The organism is Anabaena sphaerica FACHB-251 (genome assembly GCF_014696825.1).
GTDB lineage: Bacteria > Cyanobacteriota > Cyanobacteriia > Cyanobacteriales > Nostocaceae > RDYJ01.
On record NZ_JACJQU010000013.1, the window covers coordinates 1 to 19,356 of the forward strand.

General features: G+C 38.4%; 9 protein-coding genes and 1 rRNA gene. 5 read left to right on the plus strand and 5 right to left on the minus strand.

The annotated features are described in order from the left end of the window. Nucleotides 1–77 (minus strand): 16S ribosomal RNA (locus H6G06_RS18855); the annotation flags it as partial. A 422-nt stretch (nt 78–499) separates the two neighbouring features. Between H6G06_RS18855 and H6G06_RS18860 the strand changes: the two genes are divergently transcribed. Continuing rightward, nucleotides 500–871 (plus strand): zinc ribbon domain-containing protein, encoded by a 372-nt coding sequence (locus tag H6G06_RS18860; RefSeq protein ID WP_190562887.1) that lies wholly within the window; start codon nt 500–502, stop codon nt 869–871. Nucleotides 872–951: 80 nt separating this feature from the next. On the opposite strand, the gene nblS is transcribed toward H6G06_RS18860, so the two are convergent. Together nblS and purD are read right to left on the minus strand one after the other, a co-directional pair. Then, nucleotides 952–2,952: a two-component system sensor histidine kinase NblS gene (gene nblS / locus H6G06_RS18865; RefSeq protein ID WP_190562889.1), complete on the minus strand. Its 2,001-nt coding sequence runs from the start codon at nt 2,950–2,952 to the stop codon at nt 952–954. A gap of 153 nt (nt 2,953–3,105) precedes the next feature. Beyond that, nucleotides 3,106–4,392 carry a phosphoribosylamine--glycine ligase gene (purD, locus tag H6G06_RS18870; protein ID WP_190562891.1) on the minus strand — a complete coding sequence of 429 codons (1,287 nt, stop codon included), beginning with the start codon at nt 4,390–4,392 and terminating at the stop codon, nt 3,106–3,108. Between the two features lie 859 nt (nt 4,393–5,251). Between purD and H6G06_RS18875 the strand changes: the two genes are divergently transcribed. Continuing rightward, nucleotides 5,252–6,202: an NAD-dependent epimerase/dehydratase family protein gene (locus H6G06_RS18875; protein ID WP_190562893.1), complete on the plus strand. Its 951-nt coding sequence runs from the start codon at nt 5,252–5,254 to the stop codon at nt 6,200–6,202. Between the two features lie 194 nt (nt 6,203–6,396). Here H6G06_RS18875 and H6G06_RS18880 read toward each other — a convergent pair whose 3' ends face one another. Beyond that, nucleotides 6,397–10,239, minus strand: a complete 3,843-nt coding sequence (locus tag H6G06_RS18880; protein ID WP_190562895.1) for a DUF2157 domain-containing protein — start codon at nt 10,237–10,239, stop codon at nt 6,397–6,399. A 189-nt stretch (nt 10,240–10,428) separates the two neighbouring features. Next, the gene (locus H6G06_RS18885; protein ID WP_190562897.1) at nt 10,429–11,874 is read right to left on the minus strand and encodes an FAD-binding domain-containing protein; all 1,446 of its coding nucleotides are present in this window, start codon (nt 11,872–11,874) and stop codon (nt 10,429–10,431) included. A 182-nt stretch (nt 11,875–12,056) separates the two neighbouring features. Between H6G06_RS18885 and H6G06_RS18890 the strand changes: the two genes are divergently transcribed. From H6G06_RS18890 to H6G06_RS18900, 3 genes are all read left to right on the plus strand, one after another. Beyond that, nucleotides 12,057–12,599, plus strand: coding sequence for a cupin domain-containing protein (locus tag H6G06_RS18890; RefSeq protein WP_190562899.1), 543 nt, complete (start codon nt 12,057–12,059; stop codon nt 12,597–12,599). Nucleotides 12,600–12,918: 319 nt separating this feature from the next. Then, entirely contained in the window at nt 12,919–16,674 is a 3,756-nt protein-coding gene (locus H6G06_RS18895; protein WP_190562901.1) for a two-partner secretion domain-containing protein, read from the plus strand. Next, nucleotides 16,674–19,313: a CHAT domain-containing protein gene (locus H6G06_RS18900; protein ID WP_242039773.1), complete on the plus strand. Its 2,640-nt coding sequence runs from the start codon at nt 16,674–16,676 to the stop codon at nt 19,311–19,313. The genes H6G06_RS18895 and H6G06_RS18900 overlap by 1 nt, the downstream gene beginning before the upstream one ends. The last annotated feature ends 43 nt before the right edge of the window (nt 19,314–19,356 follow it).

Below are 19,356 nucleotides of genomic sequence, written 5' to 3' on the forward strand. Positions count from 1 at the left end.
TAAGCATTCCGTTCGACTTGCATGTGTTAAGCATACCGCCAGCGTTCATCCTGAGCCAGGATCAAACTCTCCGTTTTGGTTCGTTTGTAGCTCTATTCTTTCTCAACCTCAGAATCCCTCTTTCCAGGATTCCTTAGCTTAAATTTCTTTGACGAGGAATGGTCGTCTTTATTCTTTCAAAGTATTATCTTTTCTCGGTTCAGTGGTGGGCGCTTGCCTCACCTCGTTTAATATAGCAACTTCTTCTTTTTTTTGTCAAGGGGTTTGTCGATATTTTTTTGATATTTTTTTTTAATTGCCTGAATCCCTTAGTGAGAGGGGATTTGGAACTCAAGTTGATTACCTGCTCACAAGGCGGTTAATTTATGGATTCTGGAAACAGAGGGTATTTGATCAGAAGCACATCTGAAGACTCAACCAAGCGATATTTGCTGTTTGGGTCTCTTTTTCAGATCTGGGTGGTTAGAATCAAAATGTTTAACCTATTTGCTGTAAGGCTTTGGCTACTTTATCCTGTCCTCGTTGCCACACACTTATTGATAGTCAAGCTATCACTTGTCCCTATTGCCGGATAACGCTGAAAGCCTACGGGCATCCAGGGATTCCTTTGCATCGATCTGCTGGGAATGACTATCTGTGCGAAACCTGTGTTTATCATCAAGATAATAGCTGTAACTTTCCCCAACACCCCCATGCTCAAGATTGTACTCTTTACCAGAATTTGGAAGAGAGTAAGGTAAAACTGGAATACTACACTAATAATATTGGTTTGAGCGGCAATATTAAAAACTGGGTCAAACGTCATCAGGGTCTAGTGCTGGTACTAGGTTTGTTATTTGTCTGTTTGTTAATTGCTCTGTTCACATCCTAAGTAAGATGATCGTTAAGCCTCAAGCTTTTGGTTTAGAACTCACCCCTATTTCCCATGCTACGGAATGTGTTTCTTAGGAGTTAAGATATTTCAGCAGTTGTTTCCAGTAGTGGTGGTGATACTTTTTCATAAAATACGGCTAGGTCGAACCAAAAAGTAGTACCGACACCAACTTCACTGACTAAATGAACCTGACTGTGATGCCTTTCCATAATATTTCTGACAATTGATAGACCCAAGCCTGTACCTTCTAGGGTGTGAACTCGATTTTCCACCCTGAAAAAGCGGTCAAATATTGCTTGTTGGTCTTCTGGGGCAATACCAATACCTGTATCACTGATTTCAATTCGTACTTGGGAACGGTGATTTTGTTCGTGCTGTGTTGCGTTGGTGTAATGTTCTGTTGATGAGGGGTTTCCGTCAAGACAAGCAAAAGAAGAGTCGGGTTGAGGATGTAGCTCATAGGCTCGAATTGCCACTTTACCTCCTGCTGAGGTGAATTTTAGCGCGTTCCCGATTAAATTACCAAAAACTTGCAGTAATAAATCGTAATTACCCATAACTAGGGGTAAATTAGGGGTAACTTCCTGAACTAGTTCAATTCCTTTATCTTTGGCGTTCAGTTGGTAAGTACGTAATGTCTGCTCTAATGCTTGTGCCAAATCAACACCATCAAAATTGTAAGTACGACCGGATTCAAGTTTTGACAAATCCAAAACATCATTAACTAGGCGGGTAAGTCTGTCGGTTTCATGATTGACAGTTTCGAGAAATTCTCGGCGTTGATCTACACCTAAATCCTCACCGTAGTCGTGCAGAGTTTCAATATAGGTTTTGATGTTAAAGAGGGGCGTGCGTAGTTCGTGGGAAATATTACTGATAAATTGACTTTTTGCTTCATTCAGTTCTACCTCACGGGTGATATCTTGCACTGTAATGGCAATGCCCTTAATACTTTCCCGTTGTAAATTTAGAACAGTAGTTAAGAGAATACGAATGGTGCGTTTAGTGGGTTGGTTGAGGGGAATACGGAACTCAGCACTTTCACATTCACCTGCGGCCATTTCATATAAGGTGCGAGTAACTTCCATTTGTACGCTTTGAGGCAAGTTATGCAGTACATTCTTACCCACGACATCAACTCCTTCCCAAGCAAAAATTCGCCGTGCTGTGGGGTTGACTAAAATGACTTGCATATTGTTATCAATTAATACTGCACCATCGGCAATGGTGGAAACCAAGGTTTCTAACTTAGCTTTTTCGGCTGTTAGTTCTTCAATATTTTGTTCTTCGTAGCGTTCTAGGCGTTCTGCCATTTCATTAAAACTAAAAATAAGCTCTCCTAGTTCCCCTCCTAGTGGTAAGTCAATTCGCTGTTTAAAATTCCCGGCCGCAATTTGTTTGACCCCTACTAGTAGTTCTTTAATTGGTTTAGTAATGGTTAAAGCGTTAATTACCCCTGCTAAAATCACCATTACCCAAATTGTGATAAAGACGGCAATAGTAACATCACGGGTGAAGTTAGTGGAAATGACTGCTGTTTGGTTGGGGTTGATGCCAATGGCTAACACACCTAAGTATTTTTTATCCGCTATCAGAGGAATAAATACATCTGTGACTACCCCAGATGGGGTGTTATGCTGGCGTACCATTGGCTGGTCATCATCACCAGGATAATCTTCTGGCAGTTGTATTTTCCGCTTGATGGTGAGGGAGTTTTCTACTTCTGGTTCCCAAAAAGGAATGCCAAAAAAGATTTTCCCGGTTTCATCAGCGTAAAGCATATAACGCACGCTAGATGTGCTGCTGTAGAAACGTTGGGAAAATTGGGCAACCTCTGTGAGATTGTGTTCTGCAATAAGTGGGGCAACATTAGAAGCTAGTAGTAGTCCCAGGTCACGACCGAAGCGGGTGTCATTCAGACGTGCATCTTGCTGAATTGTATTTACTGCCCAAAAAGTTAGACCACTCATGACCAAGGAAACGACTAAGGTAGCAACAGCTAAGAGTTTGGTCTGGAGGGTGAACTCATACCACCAATGATTAATTGCATCTCGGATTGTTGTTAAAAAAGCCAGCATCTTAAATATATTTATATATAGATGTTAGTAGTTGTTTTTTTCTGCCCCAACCACTTAAAAATTAACAGTTAATTCAACAAAGGTGTTAGGGAGAAATTGGGAAGATGGGAATAGGGGATGGTGGGGAGATAGAAAAACTACTAACCTGCTAACTTATAAGTCTGTTTTCAGCACTCTATGACCGATATCTCTCCGGTAATACATCCCTGAAAATTGAATTTGTTTGATACCAGTATAAGCTTGAGCGATCGCTTGCTGAAAATTTTCACCCAGTCCGGTTACATTTAAAACTCTACCACCGTCTGTGACGATTTGCTCGGTTGTGTTTAATTTCGTGCCAGCATGAAATACAATTGCCCCGGCTGCTTGTGCTTCCTCTATACCAGTGATGACTTTGCCTTTCTCATACTCTCCAGGATAACCCCCTGAAGCAGCAACTACCGTAGCGGATGAACCTTGTTTCCAAGCAAGAGGAGGCATTTCTCCTAAACGCTGCTGAATGCAAGCCAAGATTAAATCTTCTAGGGGTGTTTCTAACAATGGTAAAATTACCTGTGTCTCTGGATCACCAAAGCGACAGTTAAATTCTAAAACTTTAAAGTCGCCATCAGGTGCAACCATTAAACCAGCGTACAGCACTCCCCGGTAGTCAATGCCCCTATTTCTTAAAGCTGTAATAGTTCTTTCTAAAACTTCTATTTGCACACGCGCCATCAACTCCGCTGTAGCTATGGGTGTTGGGGTGTATGCTCCCATGCCTCCGGTATTTTCTCCTGTATCGCCTTCGCCAATACGCTTATGATCTTGAGCAGGTGACAAGGGGCGAATCGTTAATCCATCTGTTAATGCTAATACAGATACTTCTTGACCTAACAAGCATTCTTCAATGACGACAAAATTACCTGCACTGCCAAACTGTCCCTGAAAAATGGCATCAATGGCGGTTTCTGCTTGTTCAATAGTTTCAGCTACTGTAACACCTTTACCAGCGGCCAAGCCGTCAGCTTTAATAACAATTGGCGCTCCCTGTAATTGGAGATATGATTTAGCTGCTACTGCTTCTGTAAATACTGCGGCTTTAGCTGTGGGAACACCAGCTTCTTCCATTAAAGCTTTAGCCCAAGCCTTGCTGGCTTCAATCTGCGCTCCTGCTTTGACTGGACCAAATACCATTAGTCCTTTACTTTGCAGATAGTCTGTAATTCCATTTGCTAAAGGCACTTCTGGTCCGACTACTACTAAAGAAATGCCATTTTCTAAAGCAAACCTGCTGATGCCTTCAAAGTCATCTACGGTTATGGGCAAGTTTTGGCAACGTTCCATAGTTGCTGTACCGCCATTTCCGGGTACACAGACAACTTGCTCTATTTTCTCTGATTGTAGCAGTTTCCACGCTAGAGCGTGTTCACGTCCCCCATTACCGACAACTAAAACCTTCACTTATTTCCTCGTGCGTTCCTTGCAAAATGCGAATACCTGAAAGCTACTCACAGTTCAATTTTTTCACTAATTATCCTAATAATCAAGAGTCTTAACGTGGAAGGGGGAATAGTCATTTACTGACATTCAACCAATTTTTAAGATAAGAATAACTTATAGTTGCTCAAAAAAGCTGCAAAAAATGAAAAAATAGGTGTAAATTCTTAATTGCTAATAAATCAGCGCAAAAATGTAATGTGCTAAACATAAGGGACGTAAATTATTTATTTGCCAGTGCGCTTGAGTATGAAAAGAAGAAGTTTTTGTCGTTATGTTATGGTTTGTTTAGTTTGCTGTGGTGGAATTATAGGTACTAATTGTACTGGTGTTATTATATCTTAGGTTATCGCTAATTATAAAACAGAATGAAAAACCATACTTTAACACATTTCCTCGCAATTTTTTCCGTAATTCCAAGTTAAATAAATTAAAATTATGCGGTTGTGAGTTTGTATTTTCCAGAAACTGAGCGGGATATTTTTCGATATAGTTCGCTTACTTTATATCAAAAAGTTAATTTGCTAGGTTTATATAAAAGAATATTTACTAGTTTATAATTTGTCTGAGATAATTGCAAGCACTTTATAAATTTTTGTAATTCTTATTAAATTAAAAATAGTTACTTAAAATTCTATAAACACTTAGTTAAAGTTATTAACAGTTAGAATTACGGTGCTTAGAGAAATTCATAAATATACAGTGTATGGCAGGTTGAAGGAAGTAAAAGAGTTATTTTTGCTATGCACAAAGATAGTTTTACTGCTGACCGCTGACCACTGACCACTGACTGATGACCGCTGCTGTATCAAAAATAAGGAAAATGACTAAAATTATCGTTACTGGAGCCGCTGGGTTTATAGGTTCTCACCTAGTCAATATATTATTACAACAGGGAGAAGAAGTAATTGGTATTGATGAATTTAATGATTACTATGATCCGCTGTTAAAGCGAAAAAATCTTGCTACCTTTGAAAATTCACCGAATTTTACTTTAGTTGAAGGGGATATTCAATTTTTAGATTTGTCAAAACTTTTTCAAGATGTGGAGATAGTTTATCATCAAGCTGCACAAGCTGGGGTAAGGAATTCCTGGGGTCAGGGTTTTCGGGCTTACACGGAACGAAATATTAACACTACACAGGTTTTGTTAGAATCTGCTAAAGATGCTCCTAACTTGAGAAGGTTAGTATTTGCTTCTAGCTCTAGTGTATATGGTGATGCGGAAACTTTGCCAACCGATGAGGAAATAAGTCCTAAACCTGTTTCACCCTATGGCATTACTAAGTTAGCTGCTGAAAGATTGTGTGGACTATATCATAAAAACTTCGGTGTACCTTTTGTTTCATTGCGGTACTTCACTGTTTATGGACCTAGACAACGTCCAGATATGGCATTTCATAAGTTCTTTAAAGCGGTTTTACAGGATGAGGCTATTCCTGTGTATGGTGATGGACAGCAAACACGAGATTTTACATTTATCAGTGATATTGTTGCTGCTAATTTAGCGGCTGGTAGTTTACCAGAAGCTGTGGGGGAAATTTTCAATGTTGGTGGTGGTAGTAGGGTGGTTTTAGCCGAAGTGTTGGATACGATGGCAGAAATTGTTGGTAAGCCTATCAAACGTAACCATATTGACAAGGCTATGGGAGATGCGCGTCACACTGCTGCTGATGTGTCTAAGGCGCAGAAAATTCTCGGTTATCGGCCACAGGTTTCTCTCAGGGAGGGTTTGCAGCAGGAATGGGAGTGGGTTAAGTCTTTGTATTTGTAAGGCGAAAAATATAAATTTTTCTCGCGCAAAGACGCAAAGAGAGAAAGCCAGGTTAAGATATATAGCCGTGGACAGGGTGATTAGGACATCAATTCATAATGAAACTCCCTCTACAAGAGGGTTTTAATCCTGACTCCTGACTCCTACTATATCTCTATCTTCTGTGAGAGGTTGGGGATATTTTGAACTTTTTATTATTCCCATTGTTGAAATTGGTCGCTGATACTGTGAAGTAAGGAATTAATTTGAGTGCGTCTGGTTTCAAAGTTGGCTGCTATATAAATTAAGAGGATGCCTACTAATAAGCCGATGATCCATTTTAAAAAGGAGTAACTGAGGCTGAAGATTACTAGCTGATAAATGCTGGTGATGAAGAAAGTGGCTGTACCAATATACAAAAACGCACGTATTTTTAAAGCTAGTCCTGCAAAAATAACAATGAGGCTAAAAATACCGGGTATGTAAGGTAAATTTTGATAAAATAATATTGTCCAACCACAAATTAAACTACTGCCAATTATGCGGACAAAGTGACGAATTTCTTTAAATTCTTGTAGTTTCAATTGTGTGTCTATTTGGGCGATATATAATATTGATAAGCCGAGGGGTGTGATGTAATATAAGCTATCTTTGAGGTTTAATTGATGAAACCAGTTAAATAAAGCCCAATTGATTAAAACTGCACTAATGTAGGTAAAACGAATTTGTCTAGCTGTTGTGGACAGGAATATATAGTATCCGGCTGCAATAATTAAGGTGATGGGGTAAATTTGCTCTTGGGTAATTCCTATTATTATTAATGGTAGGATGTATGCCGTTCTTTGCCAAGGTGTTTTAGACCAACCTAAATTTTCCCAAGGTATGATGTAGAGGAAGTAGGCAAATAGGCAAGCTAAAGAACCATTCCAAGGCATTAACTGTTGAGTAAAAAAGCTGCCTATTGGTAAATATTGCAAATAAATACCTGTGATACCGGCTGTTAATAAACCCAGGTAAACCCAAATTTCGTCTCTACCTATATTGCCAACAGTTTGTACAGGAGTATTGAGATTATTTCTTCTCCCTTGCCATATTCCATAGCGTGTTAAAAATAGTCCTGTGCCTATACCTGCATAAAGGTTAATTTGAATGGGAACTGTGACAGCAGCTAAAAATAAGCTGCTACTCCAAAACCAATGTAAATGGGCAATATTTTTTAGTTCTCCTGGTGTGAGGCGAAAATAATTTATTAACCAAGGGGAAAGTATACGGTAAGCGTACATGATGCTAGTACCTAAAGCTGACATGGCTATTAAAGCATCTCCTAATGCGCCTCCTGTGGCTTGAGACATTTGATAAAATAGCAGTTCATATGCAGAAATTGATATTCCAATGATGCCAAAATAAAGTAATGGTTTAAATTCTTCTCTTCTGCGCCCTACACCAATGAAAATTAAGGCTATTCCTAAAGTATATAAACCTGTCCAGTCGGTAAAGGTACTTAAGCGTAACAAAACACTAAATGCACCATAGATAAGGGGTAAAATGTGGAAACTTTGAGGTATAGTCTGATATTTTCTGCGCCACCATTCACCGAATAATTGAGTTGTTAAACCAAGGACAATATTAGCAATTCCTATTCTAATAACTGAGTGTTCACCAAATCCTAAAACTTCAGCAACTAACAATTCTAAACACCAACCAATGGTATAAAATGCCCAGTTTGTCGGTTGTAGCCAACTGCGATAAATAATGGCAGCTAAAGTTGTAGATGTGGCAAGAAAATAGAAAATTTCGGCGTTGAAATTTCCTGTATAAATGAGGAACGAATGTAGTGTGATGCCTAATAATTCTAGCGTACAGAGTGCGATCGCCCATTTATCACTCGCTGCTGCGTAAATAACAGTTAGTTCTGTACCTTTTCGTAAAAGTATGGTACGGACTAACCATAGACTCAGGATAGCAAATCCACCTACCATAAACCAAGCGGATACAGCCAAACTTGGTAAACCCCACAATAATGCTGCAATAAAACTTAGTCCAAAACCAATGCTTAAAACGGCAGTTTCCTGTTTTCTTAAATAGCGGGTATTGACAAACATCACACCTGCACCCACACCCAAACCAATTAATCTAGTTTCTGGGAGGGGTAAAGTTAAAAATTGGGCAGCTATGACAGCTAAAACACTCAAAAAAGTATTCAGAATGCGACGTTGTTCAATAGTGCGAATAGCTAGACCTGTTAGTGCTAAAGGTGTAATTAACCAAATAATTCCCCAACGGTTGTATGTGTAAATCACATTATAAGCAGAGGATTGTAGATTTAGAAATAACAAGGAAAAACTCAAGGTAGCAAATGCTAAACCAATATACCAAGCACTGCGTTTCCAAATTCCTGCACCCAGACTAAATACCCATTCTGCAACCATCACAGTTAACAAAATTGTTGCCCAAATTTCTTTACCCAAATTTGGCGACAGCCAATTGATAGTAGAAAAAACTGTCAACAATCCTGTAATATGAGTTAAATAAACCAAATGAGGAAGAGAAGAATGCCGTTTAGTAACGATAGCTAAAGTGATGCTAGAAAATAGAAGATTGAGTGTTAATAAAGTGGGATTGATTAATGCAAACATTGTTAAGCAAACCCCCAATAATAGGGTTAGCTGATTGCCAAAAATAGCTAATTCTTCTTTTTCATTATCATGTAAGCTTTCTGTTAAAATTAACATCACAATGATGTAAGGAAATAAAGCAATACTCAATAATACTAAAGGTTGATTTTGAGAATTAGTAAGATAAGTTGCTGTATTAATAATTAATTTCTGCAATTGCTCAGGTATTAACCGCCAAGCTAACCAAATCGTTTGTAACCCAATAAAAAAAATAGCTGTTAAATCAAGTTTTGAATTATGTCTTTGTAAACGACGGCTAAAAACCCACAAACTTAAACCACTCACAGCTATAGCTTGTTCTGGTTGGGTGAACACTGAAACTAACCAACCTAAAAATAACAAAATCCCGCCTACATTTTCCCATAGAGAAGCAAGAGAAGGGGTAGAACTGAGGTTTTTTTCTGATAACCAAACTGCTAACCAACCACAAATACCAATAGCTAAACCCAACTGAGTGACATTGACACCAGCGACAAAAATAGCTCTGGATAATAATCCTAATAAACCATAAATAATGACTGCAAAATATATACCAATTCCCCAACTATCATTCTGTTCATTTACATTCTCTCTATGGAGGCGGAGTTTTCGATAAACTGTAATTAAAGTTGTACCTACCATTGCTACATAAACAGCAACTAAAGGAAAACTCGATAACTTCCATCCCCAATGCAGATAACTCAAACATAGAATATTAATTAAAGGTAATTTACCATTGGGAAAATTACTAATAATTGTGCGATTTTGAGCAAGTAAAACTGTAATTGTTGATAATAAAAGAGAAGCGACGGCTAATACTACCCAATTAATAGGACTATTCCATAAACTGAAGCTATCCATTGCCCAAAAATTGACAGGCACTAACAACAAAGTCACAATTAATAAAGTCTGTGCTGTTAATGTTAAATTATTTTGCTTACCTGTCCAAAAAGTGAATCCGCCAAAGCTCAAAGTATAAGCTAACAAAACCCCATATTGTCCAATAGCGGGAAACCTTTCCCACTGACTTGCTGCTAATACACCAGATGATAAAACTACTAAAAATACTCCTAAAAATAACAACCATCTCACACTTAATTCTTCACCCAATGATTGAAACATTGAACTGATAAAATTGGGTTTATTGGGTATTTTTGGTTCTAGAGGTAAAGCAGCAATTAATGACCTTGATTTTATATTACTTGTCAATATCTCTTGTGGCTGGTTTTCCAAATGGGGTTGTAATATGGCAGCACAAGTCAAATAATCTCTACATAACTTTTTAACTTCAGCATCAGATATTAAACCTAAGCGCAGCCAAATATCTAGTCCTTCCAATAACTGAGGATGTGAAGAAGATAGCTTCAGTTCAATTTTCAGTTGATGGTCAAGAGGTGGTGACATAAGTTTGAAGCGTATTAGTAGATACTTCTATTTTGATAGCGATGTTACAATATTTTGGTGTTTATTGTGCCAGTTGTAAGAATATTTTACGCAGAGACGCACTAGACGCAAAAAAAGAGGAGTTTTACTTAAACCTACAAGGTATATTGTAGGCATTTACGGAAACTGTCACTTTACCTACAGCAGAATTCAAGGGTCAGGAGTCAAAGCCTTTTGTTGTTGATACATTTGTTTAAACAAAGCTTGCTGTTTTTTATGATCTACAATTGGTGCAGGATAACCAACAGCCCGACGTTCTAAAGGTGTAATATTGCCACTAATTAAATATTCTGTATCAACAGATTTTAATTCTGGAACCCATTGCCGAATATATTCCGCATCAGCATCAAATTTCTGCGCTTGACTGGCTGGGTTAAAAATCCTTAATGGTTTCGGGTCCATGCCACTAGAAGCACTCCATTGCCAACCTCCATTATTAGCAGATAAATCACCGTCAATGAGTTTCTGCATAAAATATTTTTCTCCCCATTGGGGATTTATGATTAAATCTTTGGTTAAAAAGCTGGCAACAATCATTCTACATCTATTGTGCATCCAGCCTATCTCATTTAATTGACGCATAGCTGCATCAACTATGGGATAACCTGTTTTTCCCTCACACCAAGCTTGAAAATGTGCTTCATTATTTCGCCAAGGGAAACTTTTAAAACTATCTCGATATGCACCTTTAGTTAATTCGGGAAAATGATATATAGCGTGTTGATAAAATTCCCGCCAAGCTAATTCTTGTTGCCAGGTTGTGATACTACTCGTGACTTCTTCACAGTTACTATTGGCTAATAATTCAGTTGTGGCTTTCCAAATTTTTCTAACCCCAATTACACCAAATTTCAAAGCTGCACTTAATTGGGAGGTGCCATCAACAGCAGGAAAATTACGCTGTTCTTGATATTCATTAATGGCAGAATTGATAAAAGTTTCTAACCTCGCTTGTGCTGCTGCTTCCCCTGGTTCAATAATTAATTCTCCATCCCAAATAAAACCTAAATCTTTTGCAGATGGTAATTTAATAGTACCTATTTTTTTTGCTATTTCCTGTTCTTCATTTGTCAAATTTTCGCAATTTTCTAAAGTTGCAACTGGATTAAGTTTTGGTTTACTGATCCAATTTTTCCAGAAGGGAGTATAAACAGTGTAGGGAGCTTTAGAACCACTAAAAATTTCATCAGGTGTGTGCAGTAATTGATCCCAATTTTGATTAAGAGTTTGAATACCATTTTCTTGAAGAACAGAAATTACATCATTATCCCGTATTTGTGCGTAAGGTTCTACATCCCAATTCCAAAATACTGCTTTAGCATTCAAGGCTTCAGCTAAAGCAGGAATGGCTGTAACTGGTTTATCATGTAATATTAATAACTGGCTACCAGCTTGAATATATCGCTGTTGTAAAGATTGTAAACAGCTTATCATGTAACTTATTCTGGCTGGTGCAATATCATCTCTTTCTAAAATACCGGGATCTAAACAAAATACACCTACAACCTTTGCAGTTTGTTTTCTTGCCGCAGCAAGTCCTGTATTATCAGAAATACGTAAATCTCGACGATGCCAAAACAAAATTAAGTCAGACATTTGGATACAAAATAGTTTATTTGTACTATGGTAACGCTAATGGTATCATTAAGCATTGCTCCCATGATTAATTTTTAGAGGAACTTAGTATTTTTAAAAACACACATTTATCGGTCGGCAATAGTGGCTTTTTGAGACAAATTTAAGTATACTCTTCTTAACAGAGAATTTAGTATTTTGTCATGGCGATTTTATTACTGGATGACGGCACAACCGAGAATGATTTAAGTGAGATAGTTCGTGAGTTGGAAGTTCTAGGCATTAAGCTGAGACATTATGACCCAGGAACATCGCTACTTTTCCCAGAACTGATAGAACAAGAAACAATTACGGATTCACAGAAACGTCACATTGTGGTAGTTCATAACAGCGTATTTGAGTTCCTTCAGCAAGAAAATGGTTATTTGTGGAGTGATTTACTCAATATACATCCTGGTTCACCAAATTTAGATACTTGGATGGCAACCTATGGACGTTATCATACTCATAATGCATCTGAAGCTATTTATCTGTTAGCTGGAGAGATGATTTATGGTTTTGTCAAACCTGATGGTAGTCAAATACAACTATTAGTTCAATCACAAGACTATCTGCACATTCCTGCCGGAGTAGAACATTGGTGTAGTTTCTCAGCTTGTTTGCATTTTAAGGTGATTCGCTATTTCACGACTGTGGAGGGTTGGATGCCAAATTATACGGATACTCATCAGCAGTTTAAAATTTAGCTTTTAGCACAGTGCATCTACCAATAATCTACTTTCGGCGAGTCTGGGTAAACAGATTCGCTTTGATTGTTTAAGATTTTGATATAGCTAGATACATGATAGTTAAAAATATTACGCAATATTAGAAAATATTGTCTAGTAAGTAGATGAATTGATCGCGCAACGCTACAGAGCAGTGCTAAACCCCTACGAAAAATGTGGTTTTTACTACCATGTATATTGGGCGTTTTCTGTCAATGCGTAAGTCTTAAATTACTACATTTTTACATTAGTAGAATAGGTTCATGGGTGGTACAAGTAACGATAAGAATAATCAGTAATGTCTTTTTTAATCAAAATCTTGTTTACGTGGTCAAACGAGTTTGCATTTTTTGGCATAGCACTCTTGGCAGTTAGTCGCATTATTGTGGGACAAACTGTTGTCCTTGCTGAAATTAAACCTGATACTAAATTGGGCAATGAAGCATCTCTTGTAAAACAGAAGGTTGATATTCAAGGAGCAATAGGCGATCTAATTGATGGTGGTGCAGTGAGAGGTACAAACCTCTTTCACAGTTTCTCAGAATTTAACATTACAGAGGGGCAAAGAGTCTACTTCTCCAACCCCAGCGGCATAGAAAATATCCTCACACGAGTCACAGGGAAAAACCGTTCTGATATTTTGGGGACGCTAGGAGTTTTAGGAAATGCCAACTTATTTTTAATTAATCCCAATGGCATCGTGTTTGGGCAAAATGCACAGTTAGATATTGCAGGTTCATTTCTAGCCAGTACAGCGGATAGTTTTGTATTTGATCATGGCTTTTTATTCAATGCCAAAAATCCCCAACCAGTACCACTATTAACAATTAACGTCCCCTTGGGATTACAATATCAGAGCAATTCAAGAAGTATTCAAGTACAAGGTACTAGTATCTTAAAACCGAATGGTAAAACGATAGCTCTTGTAGGTGGCAATGTTAGCTTAGATGACGCAATTTTGAGTGTTCCCGCAGGCAGAGTAGAGCTAGGAGGAATAAGCGGAGAAGGAATTGTAGAATTTAGCCGTGATAGTGATAATTTGAGGCTGAATTTTCCTGAGAGTTTAACCAAAGCAGATATTTTTTTAAATGGTACAAGAATTAACGTGATTGCTGATAATGACGGCAGTGTGGCGCTCAATGCTCGTAATATAGCAGCAATTAATAGTTTTATTTTTGCTGGTATCGGTGCTGGTTTAGGATCAGCTACCAGTAAAGCAGGGGATATCATTCTAAATGCAGCTGAAGAAATCAAAATAGATGGCATTAGCGGCATTTTGCAATACCTCTTTCCAGAAGCCGTAGGTACAGGAGGAGATATAGAGATTACAGCTAAAACCTTAATTGCAACTAATGGGGGAGCAATCAATAATGTTACCCAGGGTAAAGGTGATGCTGGAAATATAAGGATTACTGCCCATGATTATATCTTCTTAGATGGCGAGGATAGAGATGGCTTTCCCACAGCAGTAAGTACTTCTATTACCCAAGGAGCAAAAGGCAACACTGGCAACATCAGCATCACAACCAAAGCTTTGACATTGACCAACGGTGCTAGTATAACCAGTCTAGTAGCTGGAGAAGGGAATACAGGTAATATCATGATTACTGCACACGATACTATCTCCTTAGATGGCGAAAATAGTAGTGGCGGATCTAGCAATATTAGTAGTCAGGTTGAGCCTGGAGCGATCGGTAATGGAGGTAATATCCAAATTACGACAGGTACACTTGTGGCTGAAAATGGCTCCCAGGTACTTGCTGTTACTGCCGATGCAGGGAAAGCTGGAAATATCACAATCCAAGCTAGAGATGACATTTCCTTTAGTGGCTTTAGTAGCAATAATGCCCCTAGCGGCACAGGCAGCTTCTCTCAAGCTACAGGTGCTGGTGGTGATGTCAATATCTCCACGCGATCGCTCTCGATTATGAATACAGCCCAAGTCAGAACAGGCGCTTTTGCCCAAGGAGATAGCGGTAATGTAACTATTAATGCTGCTGATGACATTTTTATCGATGGTGATCAAAGTGGAGTTGTTAGTGTAGTATTCTCTAATGCCACGGCAGCAGGTGGAAATATCAATCTAATTACCGGGAAATTGGCGATTCTAAATGGTGCTTTCATCAATAGCGCCACCATAGGTATAGGCAATGCAGGTAATATCCAAATCAACGCCGATACTATTACTCTAGATGGATCTAGCCCTATTGGCTTTGGCAGTGAAATTAGTGCTGTAACTGATAACAACGCTCAAGGTAATGCTGGCAACATTAACATTATTAGTAATAGCCTCGTTTTAACTAATAGCGCGCAAATAAATACTAGTACTAATGCCAAAGGTAAAGCTGGTAATATAACAATTACTACTAAAGATTCCGTTTTGATTGATGGAACTAACCCATTTGTACAAACCTTTCCTAGTGGTATTGCCAGTCTAGTCAGATCTAACGGTGAAGGTAAGGGTGGTAACATTCAGATCAGCACAGATAAGCTTTCATTGACCAACGGTGGTTTTTTGGATGCCAGTACTTTTGGGCAAGGAAACGCAGGTGATATAGAAATTACAGCTAATGATGCAGTGATATTGAACTCAGGAAACAACAGTAATTTAGTCAGTGATATATCCAGCAGAGTTTTATCAGGAGCAAAAGGCAATGGTGGTGAGATTGACATCCTTGCCAAAACACTCCTTCTCATTAATGGCTCTCAAATTGCCGCCGACACATTTGGGCAGGGAAATGCAGGTGATATCACAATTAATACTATTGATTCAGTAGTAGTAGATGGTGGTAATCGTACAACAAACCTCACAGGTATATTTACCTCTGTGGGAAATGGCGGGTTTGGTACTGGCGGCGATATTACTATCGCTACAGGAAATTTGGTTGTTACTAACAATAACGCGCAATTAAATGCGGCAACTCTTGGACAGGGAAAAGCAGGTAATATTCAAGTTACAGCAAATACCCTACAACTTGCCAATAGTGGAAAGCTACGCACGACAACAACAAGCAGTGAAGATGGTGGAGACATCAGCTTGAAGATATCAGAACGCATAACTTTAGCAGGGGACGGTACTGGTTTATTTGCTAATACAACCCTTGATGCTACGGGCAACAGCGGTAATATCTTCATCGACCCCAAAATCATAATCCTTCGAGATGGTGCCAAAATTGCTGTCGATAACCAAGGTAGTGGAACAGGTGGTAATATTGATATCCAAGCTGGGACATTAACCCTTGATAACCGTGCTGTGATTTCTGCGGAAACAGCGAGTAATACTGGCGGTAATATTCAACTCCAACTACAAGACCTGTTGTTATTAAGGCGTAATAGTCTAATTTCCACCACTGCCGGCACTGCTCAGGCAGGAGGTGATGGAGGTAACATTACTATTAATACCGCATTTATCGTTGCTTTTCCTCCAGAAAATAACGATATTACCGCCAACGCTTTTACTGGTAATGGTGGGAGCATAAATATTACTGCTCAAAGTATGTTTGGGCTAACACCCCGCTCTCGCGCTGACCTGGAGAGGTTATTAGGAACAAACGACCCTGCCCAATTAAATTCTGTATCACTACCCACGAGCGACATCACAGCTATTTCCCAAGCCAATCCTTCATTAAATGGTCAAGTGAATCTCAACATACTTGATACCGACCCCAATAATGGATTAGTAGCTTTACCTACAAATGTAGTAGATGCTGCCAAATTAATTGCCCAAACCTGTAGAAGTGCTGGAGGAACAACAGCAAGTCAAGACAGTGAATTTATAGTCACTGGACGGGGTGGTTTACCAGCTAACCCCAGTGAACTGTTAAGTAGTGATGCGGTCTGGTACGACTTACAACCCTATGCTTTGCTGAATGAAAAATTGAATAGCTTTCAAAAAGAGGAGAAAATGCTTTCTCAATCACCTGCTGCAATTGTCGAGGCTCAAGGTTGGGTAATTGGTGCTGATGGTAGTGTCACCCTGGTAGCGCAAGCACCCACTACTACCCCTCAAAAATCCTTTGTTACACCTGTTCATTGCCCAGTTGTGAAAAACTGATGCTTGACAATCTTCAGATGGCAAAAAAAATACCGAAATTATGGCGTAAAGTTCTAGCTTTTCTGCTTTGTGTGCTAACAGGGATGAGTCTAACACTGATGCTCGAATTTAGACCAGTTACAGCCTCTTCTGTTCCACCCTTCCCTTCTAGCTTACCACTTCTGCAAGCAGAGAAAATCACAGAGAATTCTACACAATACTTATCTAACTCAAATTTAATTCAACAAGGTAGAGAACTGTACAAAACAGAAAGATATGCTGAAGCTGTAAATATTTGGCAACAGGCACTTAAAGCAGAACAGAACCAAAATAATTTATCTTCTCAAGCAATGGTTTTAAATTATCTTGCTTTAGGTTATCAACAATTGGGACAGTGGCAGCAAGCAAAACAAGCAATTACTTCCAGTCTTCAGCTACTAGAAAATGTCAAACAAACAACGCCACAAACAAAACTAATTCTAGCTCAAACTCTCAACAATCAAGGAAGTTTAGAATTAGCTCAAGGTCAGGCTGAAAAAGCATTAAATTCCTGGCAGCAAGCAACTAAAATTTACACTGAAACTAGCTATATACAGGGCAGAATTGGTAGTTTAATAAATCAGGCACAAGCTCAACAAGCTTTAGGGCTGTATCTCCAAGCACGTAAAACTCTAACAGATGTTGAAAAAGCACTGAAAAATCAAACAGATACACAATTAAAAAGTAAAGGTTTGCGTAGTTTGGGTAATGTTCTCAGATTAGTAGGCGCTTTTGATGACTCTCAGAAAATTTTACAACAAAGTTTACAAATATTGCAGAATTCAGGTAATTTAACTACACCAGAAATAAGCGCCACTTTACTCAGTTTGGGTAATACAGCTTATGCCCAAGGAGATAAAGAATCTGCATTAAAATACTATGAACAAGCTGCCACAACCGAGCCTAAAAATATCACAGAAATTCAAGCACAAATTAATCAACTATATATATTAATAAATAATGGAAAATTAGTAGATGCCAAAAATATCTGGATTCAATTACAGCCAAAATTAGCTAATTTATTCCCTAGTCGTTCCACAATTTATGCTTATATTAATCTAGCAAAAAGTTTGGTAAAATTGGGAAATCAAAAAAATGAATCTGCCAAATTCTTAGCTACTGCAATTCAACAGGCTAAAAGTATTAATGACCAAAAAGCCCAATCTTATGCTTTAGGTTATTTAGGTAGATTATATGAACAAACTCAACAATTATCAAATGCTCAGAAATTAACTGAACAAGCTTTACAAATAGCCCAATCTATTAACGCTCCAGATGTTGCCTATCAATGGCAGTGGCAATTAGGAAGAATTTTAAAAGCTCAAGGGTCAATCAAACCAGCAACAGATGCTTATCAAGTCGCCTTCACAACATTAAAATCTTTGCGGAGTGATTTAGTTGCAGTCAACACAGATATTCAATTCTCTTTTGGGGAAACTGTAGAACCTGTATATCGTGAATATGTGGAACTACTTTTAAATCCAGGCACAAATACAGAACCTAGTCAAGAGCAGCTAAAACAAGCCCGTCAAGTAATTGAATCATTGCAATTAGCAGAACTTGATAACTTTTTTCGTTCTGCTTGTCTAGAAGGACAAATAGTACCAATTGAGCAAATTCAACAATCACAAGCAGCAGTAATTTATCCGATTATTCTAAAAGACAGATTAGAAGTAATTCTGAGTTTACCCCAGCAAGCCTTACACCACTACGCTGCTAAAGTTTCTCAAAATGAAGTAGAAGAAGTTACCGAAAAACTCAGATTTAATTTAGAAAAGCCTTATACAACTCCAGAAGGAAAATTATTATCTGCCAAAGTTTATGATTGGTTAATTCGCCCTGTACAAACAGAACTTGCTCAAAGTCAGGTAAAAACATTAGTTTTTATTTTGGATGGTGCTTTGCGAAATATTCCAATGGCTGCTTTATATGATGGGCAACAATATTTATTAGAAAAATACAGTGTGGCACTTACGCCAGGTTTAGAGTTATTAGGTCCTCGTCCTTTACAGCAAAGTAGGTTAAAAACTTTAGTAGCAGGACTGACAGAGGCCAGACATGGATTTAGTTCTTTACCTAATGTCAATGAAGAATTAAAAGCAGTTGAGTCAGAAGTACCTAGCGAAGTTCTCTTGAATAAGACATTTACTAGTACAGCATTACGTCAACAAATTGACTCTCTACCTTTTTCTGTCGTGCATTTGGCAACTCACGGTCAATTTAGTTCTAACGCTGATGAAACCTTTGTGTTGGCTTGGGATAAACCCATGAAGGTGAATGAATTAAAAGATTTGCTGCGTAGTCGAGAACAAACTAGACCTGAACCTATTGAATTACTGGTTTTAAGTGCTTGCGAAACTGCTGAGGGAGATAAACGAGCGGCTTTAGGATTGGCTGGGGTAGCAATTCAAGCCGGCGCACGCAGTACCTTGGCTTCTCTTTGGAGTCTAGATGATGAATCTGGCGCTCGTCTCATTGGTCAATTTTATAAAGAGTTAGTAACTAAGCAGGTGACAAAGGCGGAAGCACTGCGACTAGCTCAACTTTCACTATTAAAAGACCCAGATTATCGGCATCCTGTGCATTGGGCATCTTATGTATTATTGGGAAATTGGCTGTAGTAGGTTGCCCTAAAAAAAATTTTTTAGATTTGTTCCTTTAACT

What these genes read in the sequence shown, in the direction of transcription:
- nblS (WP_190562889.1), bottom strand. Translation starts at nt 2,952, where the DNA reads ATGCTGGCTTTTTTAACAACAATCCGAGATGCAATTAATCATTGGTGG.
- H6G06_RS18875 (WP_190562893.1), top strand. Translation starts at nt 5,252, where the DNA reads ATGACTAAAATTATCGTTACTGGAGCCGCTGGGTTTATAGGTTCTCAC.
- H6G06_RS18880 (WP_190562895.1), bottom strand. Translation starts at nt 10,239, where the DNA reads ATGTCACCACCTCTTGACCATCAACTGAAAATTGAACTGAAGCTATCT.
- H6G06_RS18885 (WP_190562897.1), bottom strand. Translation starts at nt 11,874, where the DNA reads ATGTCTGACTTAATTTTGTTTTGGCATCGTCGAGATTTACGTATTTCT.
- H6G06_RS18890 (WP_190562899.1), top strand. Translation starts at nt 12,057, where the DNA reads ATGGCGATTTTATTACTGGATGACGGCACAACCGAGAATGATTTAAGT.
- H6G06_RS18895 (WP_190562901.1), top strand. Translation starts at nt 12,919, where the DNA reads ATGTCTTTTTTAATCAAAATCTTGTTTACGTGGTCAAACGAGTTTGCA.
- H6G06_RS18900 (WP_242039773.1), top strand. Translation starts at nt 16,674, where the DNA reads ATGCTTGACAATCTTCAGATGGCAAAAAAAATACCGAAATTATGGCGT.